The organism is Pseudomonas sp. R1-15, assembly GCF_051132085.1.
Classification (GTDB): Bacteria; Pseudomonadota; Gammaproteobacteria; order Pseudomonadales; family Pseudomonadaceae; genus Aquipseudomonas.
In genome coordinates, this window is the sequence record NZ_CP071660.1 from 5,521,925 (window position 1) to 5,538,419 (window position 16,495).

The 16,495-nt window shown below is 62.1% G+C and carries 13 protein-coding genes; 9 read left to right on the forward strand and 4 right to left on the reverse strand.

Features of this window, described 5'->3' with window-relative positions:
* Positions 1–97: 97 nt before the first annotated feature.
* Positions 98–2,275 (forward strand): malate synthase G, encoded by a 2,178-nt coding sequence (locus J3P97_RS25005; protein WP_434672976.1) that lies wholly within the window; start codon positions 98–100, stop codon positions 2,273–2,275.
* Positions 2,276–2,552: 277 nt separating this feature from the next.
* Here the strand turns inward: J3P97_RS25005 and J3P97_RS25010 are convergent, their stop codons facing one another.
* Positions 2,553–2,999 carry a response regulator gene (locus J3P97_RS25010; RefSeq protein WP_434571351.1) on the reverse strand — a complete coding sequence of 149 codons (447 nt, stop codon included), beginning with the start codon at positions 2,997–2,999 and terminating at the stop codon, positions 2,553–2,555.
* 253 nt (positions 3,000–3,252) lie between these two features.
* Here J3P97_RS25010 and J3P97_RS25015 point away from each other — a divergent pair, with 253 nt between their 5' ends.
* The 8 genes from J3P97_RS25015 to J3P97_RS25050 all read left to right on the forward strand — a co-directional run bounded on the left by J3P97_RS25015 (position 3,253) and on the right by J3P97_RS25050 (position 12,594).
* A complete protein-coding gene (locus J3P97_RS25015; protein WP_434672977.1) occupies positions 3,253–5,193 on the forward strand; it encodes a putative nucleotidyltransferase substrate binding domain-containing protein in 1,941 nt (646 codons plus the stop codon).
* The gene (locus J3P97_RS25020) at positions 5,190–5,897 is read left to right on the forward strand and encodes a 3'-5' exonuclease (protein WP_434672978.1); all 708 of its coding nucleotides are present in this window, start codon (positions 5,190–5,192) and stop codon (positions 5,895–5,897) included. The genes J3P97_RS25015 and J3P97_RS25020 overlap by 4 nt, the downstream gene beginning before the upstream one ends.
* A gap of 209 nt (positions 5,898–6,106) precedes the next feature.
* Entirely contained in the window at positions 6,107–6,625 is a 519-nt protein-coding gene (locus J3P97_RS25025) for an RNA polymerase sigma factor (RefSeq protein WP_434602040.1), read from the forward strand.
* Positions 6,622–7,602: a FecR domain-containing protein gene (locus J3P97_RS25030; RefSeq protein WP_434672979.1), complete on the forward strand. Its 981-nt coding sequence runs from the start codon at positions 6,622–6,624 to the stop codon at positions 7,600–7,602. Before J3P97_RS25025 ends, J3P97_RS25030 begins: the two co-directional genes overlap by 4 nt.
* A gap of 218 nt (positions 7,603–7,820) precedes the next feature.
* Positions 7,821–10,259: a TonB-dependent siderophore receptor gene (locus J3P97_RS25035; protein WP_434672980.1), complete on the forward strand. Its 2,439-nt coding sequence runs from the start codon at positions 7,821–7,823 to the stop codon at positions 10,257–10,259.
* Between the two features lie 221 nt (positions 10,260–10,480).
* Positions 10,481–11,611 carry a PepSY-associated TM helix domain-containing protein gene (locus J3P97_RS25040; RefSeq protein ID WP_434602043.1) on the forward strand — a complete coding sequence of 377 codons (1,131 nt, stop codon included), beginning with the start codon at positions 10,481–10,483 and terminating at the stop codon, positions 11,609–11,611.
* A complete protein-coding gene (locus J3P97_RS25045) occupies positions 11,608–11,787 on the forward strand; it encodes a hypothetical protein (RefSeq protein ID WP_434602045.1) in 180 nt (59 codons plus the stop codon). The genes J3P97_RS25040 and J3P97_RS25045 overlap by 4 nt, the downstream gene beginning before the upstream one ends.
* Before the next feature lie 177 nt (positions 11,788–11,964).
* On the forward strand, positions 11,965–12,594 hold the full coding sequence (locus tag J3P97_RS25050; RefSeq protein ID WP_434672981.1) for a glutathione S-transferase: 630 nt from the start codon (positions 11,965–11,967) through the stop codon (positions 12,592–12,594).
* 201 nt (positions 12,595–12,795) lie between these two features.
* Here the strand turns inward: J3P97_RS25050 and creD are convergent, their stop codons facing one another.
* From creD to creB, 3 genes are all read right to left on the reverse strand, one after another.
* Positions 12,796–14,169, reverse strand: a complete 1,374-nt coding sequence (gene creD / locus J3P97_RS25055) for a cell envelope integrity protein CreD (RefSeq protein ID WP_434602048.1) — start codon at positions 14,167–14,169, stop codon at positions 12,796–12,798.
* A gap of 226 nt (positions 14,170–14,395) precedes the next feature.
* Positions 14,396–15,814 (reverse strand): two-component system sensor histidine kinase CreC, encoded by a 1,419-nt coding sequence (gene creC, locus J3P97_RS25060; protein ID WP_434672982.1) that lies wholly within the window; start codon positions 15,812–15,814, stop codon positions 14,396–14,398.
* Positions 15,814–16,494 (reverse strand): two-component system response regulator CreB, encoded by a 681-nt coding sequence (creB, locus tag J3P97_RS25065; RefSeq protein WP_305498327.1) that lies wholly within the window; start codon positions 16,492–16,494, stop codon positions 15,814–15,816. The genes creC and creB overlap by 1 nt, the downstream gene beginning before the upstream one ends.
* Between the last annotated feature and the right edge of the window lies 1 nt (position 16,495).

Below are 16,495 nucleotides of genomic sequence, written 5' to 3' on the forward strand. Positions count from 1 at the left end.
GTACTGGTCCAGGGGTTTGTGGTTTAAATGTCCCGAGGCTTCATTGTCCAAATCGAAGAGCTGAAAAGCGCAATAGCTGAGCAGAGTGAGGCAAGCAATGACTGAACACGTTCAAGTCGGTGGCCTGCAGGTCGCCAAAGTCCTGTTCGACTTCGTGAATAACGAAGCCATTCCCGGAACCGGCCTCACCGCCGACGCATTCTGGGCCGGTGCCGACAAGGTCATCCACGACCTGGCGCCGAAGAACAAAGCCCTACTCGCCAAACGCGACGATTTCCAGGCGCAGATCGATGCCTGGCACCAGGCTCGTGCCGGCCAGGCCCACGACGCCGTGGCTTACAAAGCCTTCCTGCAAGACATTGGTTACCTGCTGCCAGAAGCGGCGGATTTCCAGGCCACGACCCAGAATGTCGATGAAGAAATCGCCCGCATGGCCGGCCCGCAGCTGGTGGTGCCGGTGATGAACGCCCGTTTCGCCCTCAACGCCTCGAACGCCCGCTGGGGTTCGCTGTACGACGCGCTGTACGGCACCGATGCGATCAGCGAAGCCGATGGCGCGGAGAAAGGCAAAGGCTACAACAAGGTCCGCGGCGACAAGGTCATCGCCTTCGCCCGCGCCTTTCTCGACGAAGCAGCCCCGTTGGCGGCCGGCTCCCATGTCGATTCCATTGCCTACAAGATCGTCGACGGCAAGCTCGTCGTGCCCCTCAAGGGCGGTAGCAACAGCGGCCTGCGCGACGATGCCCAACTGATCGGTTTCCAGGGCGATACGTCGGCGCCGAGCGCCGTGCTGCTCAAGCACAACGGCCTGCACTTCGAAATCCAGATCGATGCCAGCACTCCGGTCGGGCAGACCGACGCCGCCGGCGTCAAAGACATCCTGATGGAAGCCGCGTTGACCACCATCATGGATTGCGAAGACTCGGTCGCCGCCGTCGATGCCGATGACAAGGTGGTGATCTACCGTAACTGGCTCGGCCTGATGAAAGGCGATCTGTCGGAAGAAGTCGCCAAGGGCGGCCAGACGTTTACCCGGACCATGAACCCTGACCGCGTCTACACCGCCGCGGACGGGTCGAGCGTGACACTGCACGGCCGTTCGCTTTTGTTCGTGCGCAACGTCGGTCACCTGATGACCATTGACGCGATCCTGGACAAGGACGGCAATGAAGTGCCGGAAGGCATCCTCGACGGGCTGATCACCAGCCTGGCGGCGATCCACAGCCTCAACGGCAACACCTCGCGCCGCAACAGCCGCACCGGCTCGGTGTACATCGTCAAGCCGAAGATGCACGGCCCGGAAGAGGCGGCGTTCACCAACGAGCTGTTCGGCCGCGTCGAAGACGTGCTGAACCTGCCGCGCAACACCCTCAAAGTAGGAATCATGGACGAGGAGCGCCGTACCACGGTCAACCTCAAGGCCTGTATCAAGGCGGCCAGCGAGCGCGTGGTGTTCATCAATACCGGTTTCCTCGACCGCACCGGCGACGAAATCCACACCTCCATGGAAGCCGGCCCGATGGTGCGCAAGGCCGACATGAAGGCCGAGAAGTGGATCGCCGCCTATGAAAACTGGAACGTCGACATCGGTTTGAGCACCGGTCTGCAAGGTCGTGCGCAAATTGGCAAGGGCATGTGGGCCATGCCTGACCTGATGGCAGCCATGCTGGAGCAGAAAATCGCTCACCCAATGGCCGGCGCCAACACCGCGTGGGTGCCGTCGCCGACTGCCGCCGCGTTGCACGCGCTGCATTACCACAAGGTCGACGTGTTCGCCCGCCAAGCCGAGCTGGCCAAGCGCGCTCGCGCTTCGGTGGACGACATCCTGACCATCCCGCTGGCGGTCAACCCGAACTGGACGCCCGAGCAGATCAAGCATGAACTGGACAACAATGCCCAGGGCATCCTTGGCTACGTGGTGCGCTGGATCGACCAGGGCGTGGGCTGCTCCAAGGTGCCGGACATCAACGACATCGGCCTGATGGAAGACCGTGCGACGCTGCGTATTTCCAGCCAGCACATCGCCAACTGGCTGCGCCACGGCATCGTCACGCAGGAGCAGGTGATGGAAAGCCTCAAGCGCATGGCGCCGGTGGTCGACCGCCAGAACGCCAGCGACCCGCTGTATCGCCCGCTGGCGCCAGACTTCGACAGCAACATCGCCTTCCAGGCGGCGGTCGAACTGGTGATCGAAGGGACCAGGCAACCAAATGGCTATACCGAGCCGGTGCTGCACCGTCGTCGTCGCGAGTTCAAGGCAGCCAATGGGTTGTGATTGAGCGGTAATCGCGGCACATAAAAAAGCCCTGATCGAAAGATCAGGGCTTTTTCATGCGGGCTGTTCAGTCCCGAAAGTTTGCAACAGTTTCAGGCCTGGACAGGCTTCTGTGGCGAGGGAGCTTGCTCCCGCTGGGCTGCAAAGCAGCCCCTCTTTTCAGATTTCGAACTTCATCGGCAAACTTGCGACTGCTGCGCAGTCGAGCGGGAGCAAGCTCCCTCGCCACAAAAGCTCTCAATCACTAAAGCAATCGGGTCAATTGAACAGACGGTGGCTAGAGATCCATCCCCAACTCATGCTTGACCAGCCCCAGCAGCTTGTCGGTGTCGATCGGCTTTAACAGGAAATCCACCACACTGAGATGCATCGCCTCGATGGCGTCCTTCACGTCGGCATCGCCCGACACAATGATGATCGGCAGCGCCGCCCGCTCCGACTCGCGTACCAGGCGCACCAGTTCCAGGCCATCGACATTGCCCATGCGCAGGTCCGTGATCAGCAGGCCGATGGCGGGCTTGGTTTCCAGCATCCTGAGTGCGGTTTCGCCACTGGCGGCGGTCATGCAGCGTATGCCATCCAATGCCAGGATTTCCGACAGCAGCTCACGGGCGTCCTTGTCGTCATCGACAATCAGGACTCGCTGCGGCGGCAGGTCGGGTTCCAGCATGACGGCACTCAGCGCCTCGCGCTCGGCGTCACTCAAAATATCGTGGTCGGACATGATGCTCTCTACGTTCTCGAATCGATCCCCTGGCACAGTGGTCAGACATCGTTCTGCGGCGCTTCAATGTGCACTTCGTCGGATTTTTTTCCAAGTACATTCCTTGAAGAATTTTTCGACGCAAGGCGTGGGAATTTTCCTTGGTTTCGCTCCCATTGCCGCGACCTAGACTTACGTCCAATGGGCACCCCGCGCTCAGGGGCCGACCATGGGGGAACAGATCCGACCACAACAATTCGAAAAAGACTGCGTAATGGTTATGAAAAAAGCGGACGCCTTCATCCAGGCAGGGAAAACCGCGGTGTTGCAGAACATCCAGGGTACGTTGCAGTTTCTTCAGCGTTTCCCCCCGTTCAACCAGATGGAAAACGCCCACCTGGCCTACCTGGTCGAACAATGCCTGCTGCGTTTTTATGCCCCGGGCGAAACCATTATCAAGCCGGCCGACGGTCCGGTTGAGCACTTCTACATCGTCAAGCAAGGCCGGATAGTGGGCGAGCGACCGCACTCGGCCAAGGGCGGCACCGAGACCACCTTCGAGATCACCACCGGCGAGTGCTTCCCCCTCGCGGCCCTGTTGGGTGAGCGAGCGACCCGCACCGAGCACCGGGCCGGCGAGGACACTTTCTGCCTGCAGTTGAACAAACTGGCCTTCATCAAGCTGTTCGCCCTGTCCGGCCCGTTTCGCGATTTCGCTTTGCGCGGCGTCAGCAGCCTGCTCGATCAGGTCAACCAGCAAGTACAGCAGAAATCCGCGCAGACCCTGGGCACGCAATATTCCCTCAATACCCGCCTGGGCGAGCTGGCAATGCGTCACCCGGTCAGTTGCAGCCCCGAAACGCCGTTGCGCGAAGCCGTCAAGCTGATGCATGAGCAGCAAGTCGGCAGCATCGTGGTGGTGAACGAACACAAGGCGCCGGTCGGGATTTTCACCCTGCGCGATCTGCGTCAGGTCGTGGCCGACGGTACCGGGGATTTTTCCGGGGCGATCGCCATGCACATGACCCAGGCACCGTTTTTCCTGTCGCCTGACCACAGCGCCTTCGATGCGGCCATCGCCATGACCGAGCGCCACATTGCCCACGTCTGCCTGGTCAAGGACCAGCGCTTGTGCGGCGTGGTCTCGGAGCGGGACCTGTTTTCCCTGCAGCGCGTCGACCTGGTGCACCTGGCCCGGACGATCCGCAACGCCCCCAGGATCGAGAACCTGGTGACCTTGCGCGGCGAAATCGGTCAACTGGTGGAGCGCATGCTGGCCCATGGCGCGTCATCGACCCAGATCACCCACATCATCACCCTGCTCAACGACCACACCGTATGCCGGGTCATCGAGCTGACCCTGGCCGAGAAGGGCGACCCGGGCGTTGCGTTCAGCTGGCTGTGCTTTGGCAGCGAAGGCCGCCGCGAACAGACCCTGCACACCGACCAGGACAACGGCATCCTGTTCGAAGCCCGGGACGCTGCCCATGCGGCGCAGATCCGTGGCCTGCTGCTGCCCATCGCCCAGCAGATCAACCAGAGCCTGGCCTTGTGCGGCTTCACGTTGTGCAAGGGCAACATCATGGCCGGCAACCCCGAGTTGTGCCTGTCCCGCGCCGAATGGGCACGCCGCTTCGCGGCATTTGTCCGTGAGGCCACCCCGGAGAACCTGCTGGGTTCGAGCATCTATTTCGATTTGCGGGTGGTGTGGGGCGACGAGCAAGGCTGCGAGCAGTTGCGCCGGCAGATCCTCGATCAGGTGGCCGACAATCGCCTGTTCCAACGCATGCTGGCCGAGAACGCGCTTCGCCATCGCCCGCCCGTTGGCCGCTTCAGGGATTTTGTGTTGAGCCGCAAAAACGGCGAGAAGGCGACGCTCGACCTCAAAGTACAAGGCCTGACCCCCTTCGTCGACGGCGCCCGCCTGCTGGCGCTGGCCAACGGCATCGAGGCCAACAATACTCTGGAGCGCTTGCGGCAACTGGTCGTCAAGGAGGTGATCGAGCCGCTGGACGGCGCGGCTTATGAAGAGGCCTATCACTTTATCCAGCAGACGCGCATGCAACAGCATCAGCTGCAAACGCGGGAGAACCAGCCCTACTCCAACCGCGTCGACCCGGACAGCCTCAACCACTTGGACCGGCGCATCCTGCGTGAGTCCCTGCGCCAGGCCCAACGCCTGCAGAGCAGCCTGACCGTGAGGTACCAACTGTGAGTCTGTTTTCCTGGTTGCGCCCGGTCCAGCCGATGCTCTCGGACGCATTGCAGCAGCGCCTGAACAATCTGCCCGCCGCCGCGCCATTGACGGAGCGCAGCCTGCGGGAACAACGGTGGGTGGTGGTCGACCTGGAAACCACCGGCCTCAACCTGAACAAGGATCAGGTGCTGTCCATCGGTGCGGTCGTCATTGAAGACGGCGCCATCGACTTCAGCCAGCAGTTCGAGCGAACCTTGCAATGCGACCAGCAGAAGCTTGGGCCAAGCGTACTGATCCATGGCCTGGCACCCAGTGCCATCGCCGCCGGCAGCGACCCGGCCGAAGCGCTGGTGGCATTCATGGAGTTCGTCGGCGACAGCCCATTGCTGGCGTTCCATGCGCCGTTCGATTCGCACATGCTCGGACGCGCCATGAAAGATTATCTGGGCTGCCGGCTGCTGCATCCGTTCCTGGACGTGGCCGACCTGGCCCCGATGCTTTGCCCGCAAGCCAATCTGCGCAAGTCAGGCCTGGACGAGTGGATTGACTGGTTCAAGCTGCAAGTCTTCGAGCGCCACAACGCCAGCGCCGACGCCCTCGCCACCGCGGAACTAGCGCTGATCCTGTTCAGCCGCGCCCGCCAGCAGGACATCCACAGCGCGCTCGACCTGCAACAGCGCCTGGGGCAATGGAAACGGAGGCAGCAGGCGCCTTCGCTTTAATTGAAACAGCAAGGCTTTTGTGGGAGCGAGCCTGCTCGCGAAGGCAGTTTGTCAGCCGGCATCAATGTATTGGATGGACCGCTTTCGCGAGCAGGCTCGCTCCCACAGGAGTGCACAGTTTTATCCCGACCAGCGCCAATTGCTTTCCCGCCCCCGCCTCTGCCACAATCGCGAACAATTCTCGTTACTTAATGCGTCGGTGATGCTCCGTGTCGTCAGTTCCTACTCCTAACGGTGATCTGGTTGGTGCGTTGTACCGCGACCATCGCGGCTGGCTATTGGCATGGCTACAGCGCAACGTGGCGTGCCCACAGCGGGCGGAAGACTTGAGCCAGGACACTTTCGTGCGGCTGCTGGGGCGTGACGGGTTGCAGCCACCGCGCGAGCCCCGGGCGTTTCTGCTGGCGATCGCCAAAGGCCTGCTGTTTGATTATTTCCGCAGGGCCGCGCTGGAGCAGGCTTACCTGACCGAACTGATGCTGATTCCCGAGGCTGAGCAACCTTCGGTAGAGGAGCAGCAGATGATCCTCGAAGACCTCAGGAACATCGACCGTCTGCTTGGCAAACTGTCGAGCAAGGCGCGTGCGGCCTTCCTCTATAACCGCCTCGACGGCCTCGGCCATGCTGAAATTGCCGAGCGCCTGGGGGTTTCGGTGCCGCGGGTGCGCCAATACCTGGCCCAAGGCGTGCGGCAGTGCTACATCGCCCTTTACGGTGAGCCGACATGACCCTGGCCTCTTCCAAGCCAGTCTCGGCGCGGGTGTTGGACGCGGCCATCGCCTGGCAATTGTCCCTGGACTCAGGCAATGGCAGCCCTCAGGAGCGTGAAGCCTTCGCTCAATGGCACGCCGCCGATGAGGAGCATGCACGCGCCTGGCAACAGCTGGGCATGCTCGACCAGCGTTTCAGCGCCGCCAGCGGCCCGGCGCGTGCGGCGCTGCTGCAATCGCGGGTCAGCATCCGGCGGCGGGTACGCAAGATCGGCAGCGGCCTGGCCAGTGTCGTCGCGGTCATCGGCCTGGCGCTGTTCGCTGGCGAGCGTTACCTGCCGCTGGATTATTGGCTGGCCGACCAGCGCACCGCCACCGGTGAACAGCGCACGTTGCGCCTGGCCGACGGCACGCTGATCAACCTCAACACTCACAGCGCGCTGGACGTGCGTTTCGACGACAAGCAGCGTCGCGTCATCCTGCAGGAAGGCGAGATCCTGGTGGAAACCGGCCACAACGATCCGCGCCCGTTCATCGTCGAGACTCGCGAGGGCAGCATGCGCGCCCTGGGCACGCGCTTTCTGGTCAGGCTCGAAGACGAAGGTACGCGCCTGAGTGTGTTGAAATCCGCGGTGGCCGCGCATCCGCAAGCGACCGCTGAAGAGCAGATTCTGCGCGAAGGCCAGCAGGTGCTGATGCGCCGCGACGGCCTCGGTCCAACCTTGGCCCTGAGCCCCGGCGCCGATGCCTGGACTCGCGGCATGCTGGTGGTGGACAACGCGCGACTCGAAGACCTGGTCCGTGAGTTGGCGCGCTATCGGCGCGGCTACCTCGGCGTCGAGCCCAAGGTGGCGGACCTGCGAATTACCGGCAGTTTCCCGCTGCATGACACCAACCTGGCGTTGACCGCTTTGCTGCCGACCTTGCCGGTGCAGGTCGAGCATCACACGCGTTGGTGGGTGCTGGTGGCGCCGCGGGTCGAGGCCAAGCGCTAGAGAATGTTGCGTCTCTGAGGAGGCCTTCGCGAGCAGGCTCGCTCCCACCAGGCAATGCGAACCCCTGTGGGAGCGAGCCTGCTCGCGAAGAGGCCAGTTGCATCACCATCAAACCGCTCGCAATCTGAATCTAAATTATTTTCATCCACCCCTATCACTTTTCGGTTTTCATCCGGCACACAGGCAATTGAGAAATATTTCCATTCAGGAGCCGCCGTATGTCCCGCCCGCTAGACACCCTGTTGCGTCCCAGCCTGTTGGCCGTCGCCATCGCCTTCGCCACCCCGCTGGCCAGCGGTCCGCTGCTGGCCGCCGAGCAGGCGTCCAGCGTGCGCGCCTACAACCTGCCCGCCGCGCCATTGGCCAGCACCCTGAACCAGATCGCCAGCCAGGCCGGCCTTGCCCTGAGCCTGAACCCGGCGCTGGCTTCGGGTAAAACCTCGGCGCCGGTCCAAGGCCAGTTCGACGCCACCGGTGCGCTACGTGAAGCCTTGCGCGGCACCGGCCTGCAACTGGAACAAAGCAGTGCCGGCACCTACAGCCTGGTGGTCGTGCCGGAGGGTGTCATGGTGCTGCCGGAAACCAGCGTGATCGGCGCCGGCGTCAGCGAAACCGCCTGGGGTCCGACCGAAGGCTATGCGGTCACCCGCACCGCCGCCGGCACCAAGACCGACACGCCGATCGTCGAACTGCCGCGCTCGGTCTCGGTGGTCACGCGCCAGCAGATGGACGACCGCTCCGTGCTCAACCTCAACGATGCCCTGCGCTACACCGCCGGCGTGCAGAGCAGCGGCTACGGTTCGGATTCGCGCAATGACTGGCTGCTGGTGCGCGGCTTCGTACCGACCCAGTTCCTCGATGGCCTGCCGCTGCCCAAGGGCAACTACATCACACCGAAGATCGAGCCGTGGAACCTTGAGCGCATCGCCGTGCTTCGAGGCCCGGCGTCGTCGGTCTACGGCCAGACGCCACCCGGCGGCATGCTCGACATGGTCAGTCGTCGCCCGCAAGCCGAGAGCAGCAATGAAGTGGAGTTGCAGGCCGGCAGCCACGAGCACAAGCAGATCAACTTCGACAGCACCGGCAAGGTCGACGACGAAGGCCAGTTCCTCTACCGGCTCAGCGGTACCGTGCGCGACAGTAACTCCCAGATCGATCACATCCCGGACAAGCGCTACAACATCGCCCCGAGCCTGACCTGGAACATCAACGACGACACCCGCCTGACATTCCTCTCGCAATACACCCGCGATGACACCGGCATCACCGGGCAATTCCTGCCCCTGCAAGGCACCAAGCTGTCGTCGCCGGCGGGCAAGATTTCCCATCACAAGAACCTCGGTGATCCAGATTGGGAATTCTACGACCGCACCTACTACGCGCTCGGTTATGCCTTTGAACACCGCCTGAACGACACCTGGCAGTTCCGCCAGAACCTGCGCTACACCAAGAGCGACCTGGAAACCCAGGGCATCTCCGCCGGTGGCCAATTCTGGCCAGATGGCCCGGACCAATCGGTGGACGCCGACGGCAACGTCAAGCGCAGCGCCAGCGTGATCGACGAAGACATCAGCCAGTTCGCCGTGGACAACAACTTCCAGGCCGACTTCCAGACGGGTGATCTGAGCCACACCTTGTTGCTGGGCCTGGATCACCAGCGCTCGAACAGCAATTCGCGTTGGGATTGGGGTTCGACTGGCGTGCCGACCAGCAATATCAACAACCCGACCTACGGACAGGATTTTTCCAACGTCCAGTACTTCACGATGTATGACTACAACCAGAAGACCAACCAGACCGGCCTGTACTTCCAGGACCAGATTGCCCTGGACAAGTGGCGCCTGACCCTTGGTGGTCGTGAAGACTGGATTCACACCGGCACCGTGTTCCACAACCAGAACAATGTCACCAACACCCAGCGCGACAAGAAATTCAGCGGCAACGCGGCGTTAAGCTACGTCTTCGATAACGGTGTGACGCCCTACGTTTCCTTCGCCCAGTCGTTCCAGGCGGCGGCGGGCTCAACCGTCAACAGCACCGAAGCGTTCAAGCCGACGGAAGGCGAACAGTACGAGGCGGGTATCAAGTACCAGCCACCCGGCACCAAGACCTTGTTGACGGCTGCGGTGTTCGACCTGACCCAGAAAAACAACTCCGTCACCGAAAACAACGTCACCCGCCAGGTTGGTGAAGTCCAGGTGCGCGGCCTTGAGCTGGAAGCCTCGGGCGACGTTACCGACAACCTGAAGCTGGTCGGTTCCTACACCTACAACGACAGCGAAATCACCAAGGGCACCGCGGCCGAAGAAGGCAAGCGCATGGCCCAGGTTCCGCGTAACCAGGCCACCGCATGGGCTGACTACACCTGGCACAACGGCCCGCTGGACGGATTCGGCGTGGGTGCCGGCGTGCGTTATGTCGGCGACACCTACGGCAACACCACCAACACCGATTGGGGGCATGTCGGCTCCTATACGGTGTATGACGCCTCGGCCCATTACGACCTGGGCCGTTTGAACAAGACCCTCAAGGGCGTCACCGTGGCGGTGGACGCGAAAAACATCTTCAACAAGGAATACCTGTCCACCTGTGACGGCTTCTATTGCTACTACGGAGACCAACGCAACGTCGTCGCCAGCGTGAATTACAAATGGTAAACGGTTAGCATTTGCAAAACCTATTTGAGAGTGCTCGGTTGGCAATGCTGTTCATGTAAGGCAAACCGTGGCGAGGGAGCTTGCTCCCGCTGGGCTGCGTAGCGGCCCCAAAAGCTTGGGATCGCTGCGCAATCCAGCGGGAGCAAGCTCCCTCGCCACAATGGCTCTCCTCAAAAGAACAGCGTTATCCCCCAAGGTGCCCTTTTGCATTCGGATCGATCATGAAAAGCAAAACCATTCGCCGCTGGTCCTTTGTCCACACCTGGAGCAGCCTGATCTGTACGGTGTTCCTACTGATGCTGGCAATCACCGGGCTGCCGCTGATTTTCCATCATGAAATCGAACATCTGTTGGGCGATGCCCCGGAACTGCGGGAAATGCCGGCCGGCACGCCGCCGTTGGATCTTCAACAACTGGTGGAAAAAGCCAAGGCTCATCGTCCGGGTGAAGTGGTCCAGTATTTCGGCTGGGACGAAGACGACCCCAACGGCGTGATCACCATCATGGCGCCGACACCGGGCACCGAACCCAATTCATCCCATACCTTCATGCTCGACGCGCGCACCGGCGAAGCCCTGGAAATGCCTTCGGCCAACGGTGGTTTCATGATGATCATGCTGCGCCTGCACGTGGACATGTTCGCCGGGCTGCCGGGCAAGTTGCTGCTGGCGTTCATGGGGTTTCTGTTCGTGATTGCCATCGTCTCCGGCGTGGTGCTGTACTTGCCGTTCATGCGGCGCTTGAACTTCGGCACGGTGCGCCAGGACAAATCCACCCGCCTGCGCTGGCTCGACCTGCACAACCTGATCGGCGTCGTCACCCTGGTCTGGGCGCTGACCGTGGGCGTGACCGGCGTGATTGCCGCCTGCGCCGACCTGATCATCGCCGCGTGGCGCAACGACAGCCTCAGCGCGATGGTCGAGCCGTACCGCAACGCCCCGCCATTGACGCAACTGGCGCCGGCGACCCGCCTGCTCGACATTGCCAAGGAAGTCGCGCCGGGCATGGAACCCAGCTTCATCGCCTTCCCCGGCACGCTGTTTTCCAGCGAGCATCACTACAGCGTGTTCATGAAGGGCGACACCCACCTGACCTCGCACCTGCTCACTCCGGTATTGATCGACGCCAGCACCCTGGACGTCACCGCCGTGGCCGAGCGGCCGTGGTACATGGACGTGATGAGCCTGTCTCTGCCGCTGCACTTCGGCGACTACGGTGGCCGGCCAATGCAGATTTTCTGGGCAACCCTGGATGTGCTGACCATCATCGTCCTGGGCAGTGGCGTTTATCTTTGGGTGGTGCGACGGAAAGCCGCCAAGCGCGCGACTGTCGGCACGGAGGTAACCTCGTGAGGCCCCGGCAGTCGAATTTCTGGAAGGTGTTTGGTATTCCCGTAGTGATCGGCGCATTGAGCGCGGCGGGGCTGTTCAGCGCATTGCTCGGTGACGGCGCCTGGGATGCGCTGAGCTGGGTTGGATTGGGAATCCCGACCCTGCTTGGGGCCTGGGGCTTGATCAAACGCGGATAACCCCAGCGCGGCAAAGAACCTGTGGGAGCGAACCTGCTCGCGAAGGCGGTAAGTCAGTTACATTCATGCTGACTGACACTCTGCTTTCGCGAGCAGGCTCGCTCCCACATTCGCTGCTCGCCAGCAGACCCGCAACTGTCTAGGCTAACCCAGCCCGCCCAATCGAGGATGTTCTGCATGTCCACCCCCAGCATGACCCTGTTCCACAACCCCGCTTCGCCCTTCGTCCGCAAGGTCCTGGTGCTGCTGCACGAAACCGGACAGCAGGATCGCGTCGCCTTGCAACTCAGCCAACTCACGCCGGTCAAGCCGGACCAAGCACTGATCCATGACAATCCGTTGAGCAAGATCCCGGCCCTGCGCCTGGCCAACGGGACGGTGATCCACGACAGCCGCGTCATCCTCGACTACCTCGACCACCAACACGTCGGCAACCCGCTGATACCGCGCGAGGGCGCCGCGCGCTGGCGGCGCCTGACCCTGGCCTCCATGGCCGACGGGATCATGGACGCGGCGGTGATGATCCGCTACGAGACCGCCCTGCGTCCTGTGGAGAAACACTGGGACGAATGGCTCGATGCGCAGCGGGACAAGATTCGTCGCGCCCTCGCCACGCTCGAATCCGAGGCGATTGCCGAACTGGCCAGCCATTTCGACGTCGCGTCCATCAGCGTGGCCTGCGCCCTGGGTTACCTGGACTTGCGCCATGCCGACCTGGAATGGCGCGAGAATAATCCGCAGCTGGCGGCGTGGTTTTCCGAGGTCAGTTTGCGGCCTTCGATGGTCGAGACGGTGCCCAGGGTCTAAAACTGCCTTGGCTCCACCGGCGGCCTCTTCGTCGGAACGCCGCCCGGAGCAGGCTCGCTCCCACATTTGAGTGTGTTGCCCTCTTGTGGGAGCGAGCCTGCTCGCGAAGGCCGCGCACCGGATCCAAAGGAAACAACCCGACAATTCGCATCACCAGCATTTCCCCCACCCGCTGGTCCTCCCGCAACCCCAACGACCGGCTCATTTCACCTCTCCCAGATCAAAACTCATCGCAGCCGCCGGCTTCGCGCCCACTCCGTACCAATCCAGCTTGCGGGTCAGCACCATGAACACGCCCAGCAGGCCGAACAGCAGCAGCGAGCCCATCAACAGCGCGTAGTCTTCGGCGCTCAACAGGCCATAAAGCAGTCCGTACAAACCCGCCAACCCCGCTGAAAATCCCAGGCCGTGGCTCACGCTGCGCAGCACATGGCAGACGTAGAAGCCAATCAGCACCACACAGGCACTCGCCGATACCAGGTACGCCAGGGTGAAGCCGATGTGCTCCGACAGCGACAACAGCAGCAGGTAGAAGAACGCCAGCGCCACGCCGACCAATGCATACTGGACCGGGTGCACCGCGAGGCTCTTGAGCACTTCGAAGAGGAAGAACCCGGCGAAGGTCAGCGCGATGAACAGCAGCGCATATTTGATCGCCCGGTCGCTCTTCAGGTATTGGTCCACCGGATCGACGAAACTTACACCGAACGCACGACTGCGGAACGCTTCGCAACCATCGCTGGGATCGCAGGCTTGCAGTGTTTCCAAAAGGTTGGTGGAGAAAAACGAGGTCTGCCAGTCGGCATTGAAGCCCTGTTCATTGATCTCGCGATTGACCGGCAGGTAATTGCCGATGAAGCTCGGGTGCGGCCAATCGGCGGACAGGTGCACCTTGGTGGACTTGCCCACCGGCAGGATCTGCAGCTCGCCGGTGCCTTGCAGGCGCAGGTCGAAACCGAAGGTCAGCTCGGGGCTGCCCTGGGCGGTGATCATCGGCAACGGCACGTGGACGCCCTGCCCCAGCCAGCCAAGCCGCGAACCGGGAAGGAAATCGACCGTCTGCTGGTTCAGCGTCAGGGTCAATGCATTCTCGATGCCACGAATATCGCTGATGCCGACGCTCAGGTACGGCTCGTCAAAGCGGTAGTCGGCGAAATCCTTCGGCGCGACGCCATAACGTTCCGGCACCTTGAAGCGGCCATCGATCCGGTTGTCGGCATGAAACAAGCGCGCTTCGTAGATGCCCCGGGCACGTGTTTCGGTGCGGATCTGGCCGTCGAGCTCGAATTGCTCCGGGAGGAAATACAACTCGCCCGTTTGCTCGACGGTTTCGAGGAAGCGCACGCCGGTCTTCTCGTTGGTATTCCAGACCTTCACGTCCTTGCGAAACGGCACCACGATCATCGGGCCGATCAACTGCTGGCTGTGGCTGGAACTGCGGGCGATGTCCTGCAACACCCCATCGCGCAGCTCCTGGCGCTCATCGATAAGGCCGTTGATCATCAACAGCGGGATCATCAGCAAGAGAATCAAGAGGGCAATCATGCCCAGTTTTATGGCGAGGCTGCGGTTCATGTGGGGCTCTCCCTGTTCGAATGGGGAAGAGTCTGGCGCGGCTGTGTGGGCGGTTTATGAGGGGAATGTGGAGATTGTGTGGAGACAGGCCCGACGGCAACTGAACTGTGGGAGCGAGCCTGCTCGCGATAGCGGACTGTCTGGGCGATGATGTTGGATGTGCCACTGTCTTCGCGAGCAGGCTCGCTCCCACATAGGAGTGCTTTTTCAAATGGATTTTGTGGTGTCAGGGCAACCGCAGCACCACTTCCACCCCACCCTCGACATTACCGATGCCAAATTCCCCCCCATGCAACTGCACCACTTCTTCGACGAAGTTGAGCCCCAGGCCTGTGCTCTTGCGCCCGGTGCCAGGGCGCGGCAAGGAATAAAACCGCTCGCTCAGGCGCGGTAGTGCGTAGTCGGGAATCGGCTCGGCCTGGTTGAAAAGACGGATCTCGACGCGGCTGCCCAGGCGCTCGGCTCTGATGCGCAACCAGCCTTCGACAGGGGTGAAGTCCAAGGCATTTTCCAGCAAGTTGCCCAGGGCCTGGCGCAACAGGAAGGCCTCCCCGGTCAGCGTCAGATCAGCGGCGATGCATCGCTCTATGCGCAATTGACGGCTTTCGATCCAGCCGCCGCGAGCCTCCAGCAATTCATCGACCAACGCCGCCAACGGCACCGCGACAATATCCTCCAACCCCTGGCGCTGCTCGACCTGCGCCAGGTTGAGCAGGCGCTCGATCAATTGCTGCATGCGCACGCTTTCGCTGTCGATGTTGCTGACAAAGCGCTGGTGCTGGGCGGCGGGCATGTCGCTCTGCAGCAGCTCGGCGGCGCCGCGAATCGCGGCCAGCGGACTCTTCAGTTCATGAGTCAAGGTGTGCACATAACGCTCGACGTAGGCCTTGCCTTCGAGCTGGGTGCGCATGTGTTCGACGGCGCCCGCCAGTTGCTCGAATTCGCCGCCGCGATAATGCGGCACTTCCACCCGCCGCCCCTGGCTGACCGCCTGAGCATAACGAGTCAACCGACGCAAAGCCGCGCTGAGCCACCAGGACAGCAAGGCGCCCAGCAACAGGCCCAGGCCGATCAACCCGGCACCGTACGCCAGCAGGCGCCGCTCCGTGCGGTCGATGTAAGGTTGCAACGAGCTGTTGGGCTTGGCCACCGTGACCACGCCGATGATTCTTCCGTTGTCGCGGATCGGTGCCCCGACATGCATCACCGACGACGCCGGATCGTCCGGATCGTTGCGGGTCGAACGAGCGCCGTAATGGCCGCGCAGGGTCAGGTAGACGTCATTCCACCGCGAATAATCCTGGCCCACCGCCACGCCACTGGAATCGAGCACGACGATGCCATTGGCATCCGTGACGTAGATACGGTGGTTGACCTGGTTTTTTGGCAATCCCCAGATCGTCGCCGCCGGCTGGCGTTCGCCATAGGACCTGAGCAATTGCGGCCAGCGGTTCTGGCTGAGCGTCCCGGCCTTGAAATCGTCCCGCAGGATCTCGGCCATCAGGTTGGCCGTGTCCACCAGGGTTTCCTCGGTGGACTGGCGCACACCGGGACGGATCTCCTCCATCACCGTGTTGAGCACGAAATACCCGGCCAGGCCGATGAACAGCACGTAGGCCAGGAAAATCCGGATACCCAGCGACATCAGCTGTGGCCCGGGCTGTAGCTGTAGCCAAGGCCCCGGTGGGTCTGGATCGGTTCGGCCTCGGCCCTGACCAGACGCAACTTGGCGCGCAGGCTCTTGATGTGGCTGTCGATGCTGCGCTCGTAGCCGGCATCGCTGGCCACGCCCAGGGCGTCGAGCAACTGCTCGCGACTGAAGACCCGCTCAGGCTGCTCCAGCAGGCAGTTCAACAGGCGAAACTCATGACGAGTGAGGTTCAACGGCTTGCCGCGATAGCTGATCTGCACGCGCTCGCTGTCCACCTGGAACAACGCCGAACCTGCTTCCGCGAAGGGCCGCGGCGCCACGCGTTTGAGAATCGCGCGAACCCTGGCGGCAACTTCGCGAGGGCTGAAGGGCTTGACCACGTAATCATCAGCGCCAATCTCAAGGCCCACCACCCGGTCGATCTCGCCATCCCGAGCCGTAAGAAAAATTACCGGAACGTCGCTGAAACGTCTGAGATTCTTGCACGTCTCGAAACCGCTGATATCCGGCAGGCCCACGTCGAGAATAATCAGGTCCGCCGGAGTCTTCTGCTGATGCTCCAGGGCCGCGGCTCCCAGGCTCAACCAGGTGGTGTCGAAGCCCTCGCCCTGCAGTGCAAACACCAGCGTATCAGCGATGGCGGCTTCGTCTTCGACAATCAGAATATGAGGCATG

Excerpts from the sequence above, each read along its gene's own strand:
- J3P97_RS25035 (WP_434672980.1), top strand. The coding sequence starts at position 7,821 with ATGTCCCGCCCGCTAGACACCCTGTTGCGTCCCAGCCTGTTGGCCGTC.
- creD (WP_434602048.1), bottom strand. The coding sequence starts at position 14,169 with ATGAACCGCAGCCTCGCCATAAAACTGGGCATGATTGCCCTCTTGATT.
- J3P97_RS25005 (WP_434672976.1), top strand. The coding sequence starts at position 98 with ATGACTGAACACGTTCAAGTCGGTGGCCTGCAGGTCGCCAAAGTCCTG.
- J3P97_RS25030 (WP_434672979.1), top strand. The coding sequence starts at position 6,622 with ATGACCCTGGCCTCTTCCAAGCCAGTCTCGGCGCGGGTGTTGGACGCG.
- J3P97_RS25015 (WP_434672977.1), top strand. The coding sequence starts at position 3,253 with ATGGTTATGAAAAAAGCGGACGCCTTCATCCAGGCAGGGAAAACCGCG.
- creB (WP_305498327.1), bottom strand. The coding sequence starts at position 16,494 with ATGCCTCATATTCTGATTGTCGAAGACGAAGCCGCCATCGCTGATACG.
- J3P97_RS25050 (WP_434672981.1), top strand. The coding sequence starts at position 11,965 with ATGTCCACCCCCAGCATGACCCTGTTCCACAACCCCGCTTCGCCCTTC.
- J3P97_RS25040 (WP_434602043.1), top strand. The coding sequence starts at position 10,481 with ATGAAAAGCAAAACCATTCGCCGCTGGTCCTTTGTCCACACCTGGAGC.
- creC (WP_434672982.1), bottom strand. The coding sequence starts at position 15,814 with ATGTCGCTGGGTATCCGGATTTTCCTGGCCTACGTGCTGTTCATCGGC.
- J3P97_RS25010 (WP_434571351.1), bottom strand. The coding sequence starts at position 2,999 with ATGTCCGACCACGATATTTTGAGTGACGCCGAGCGCGAGGCGCTGAGT.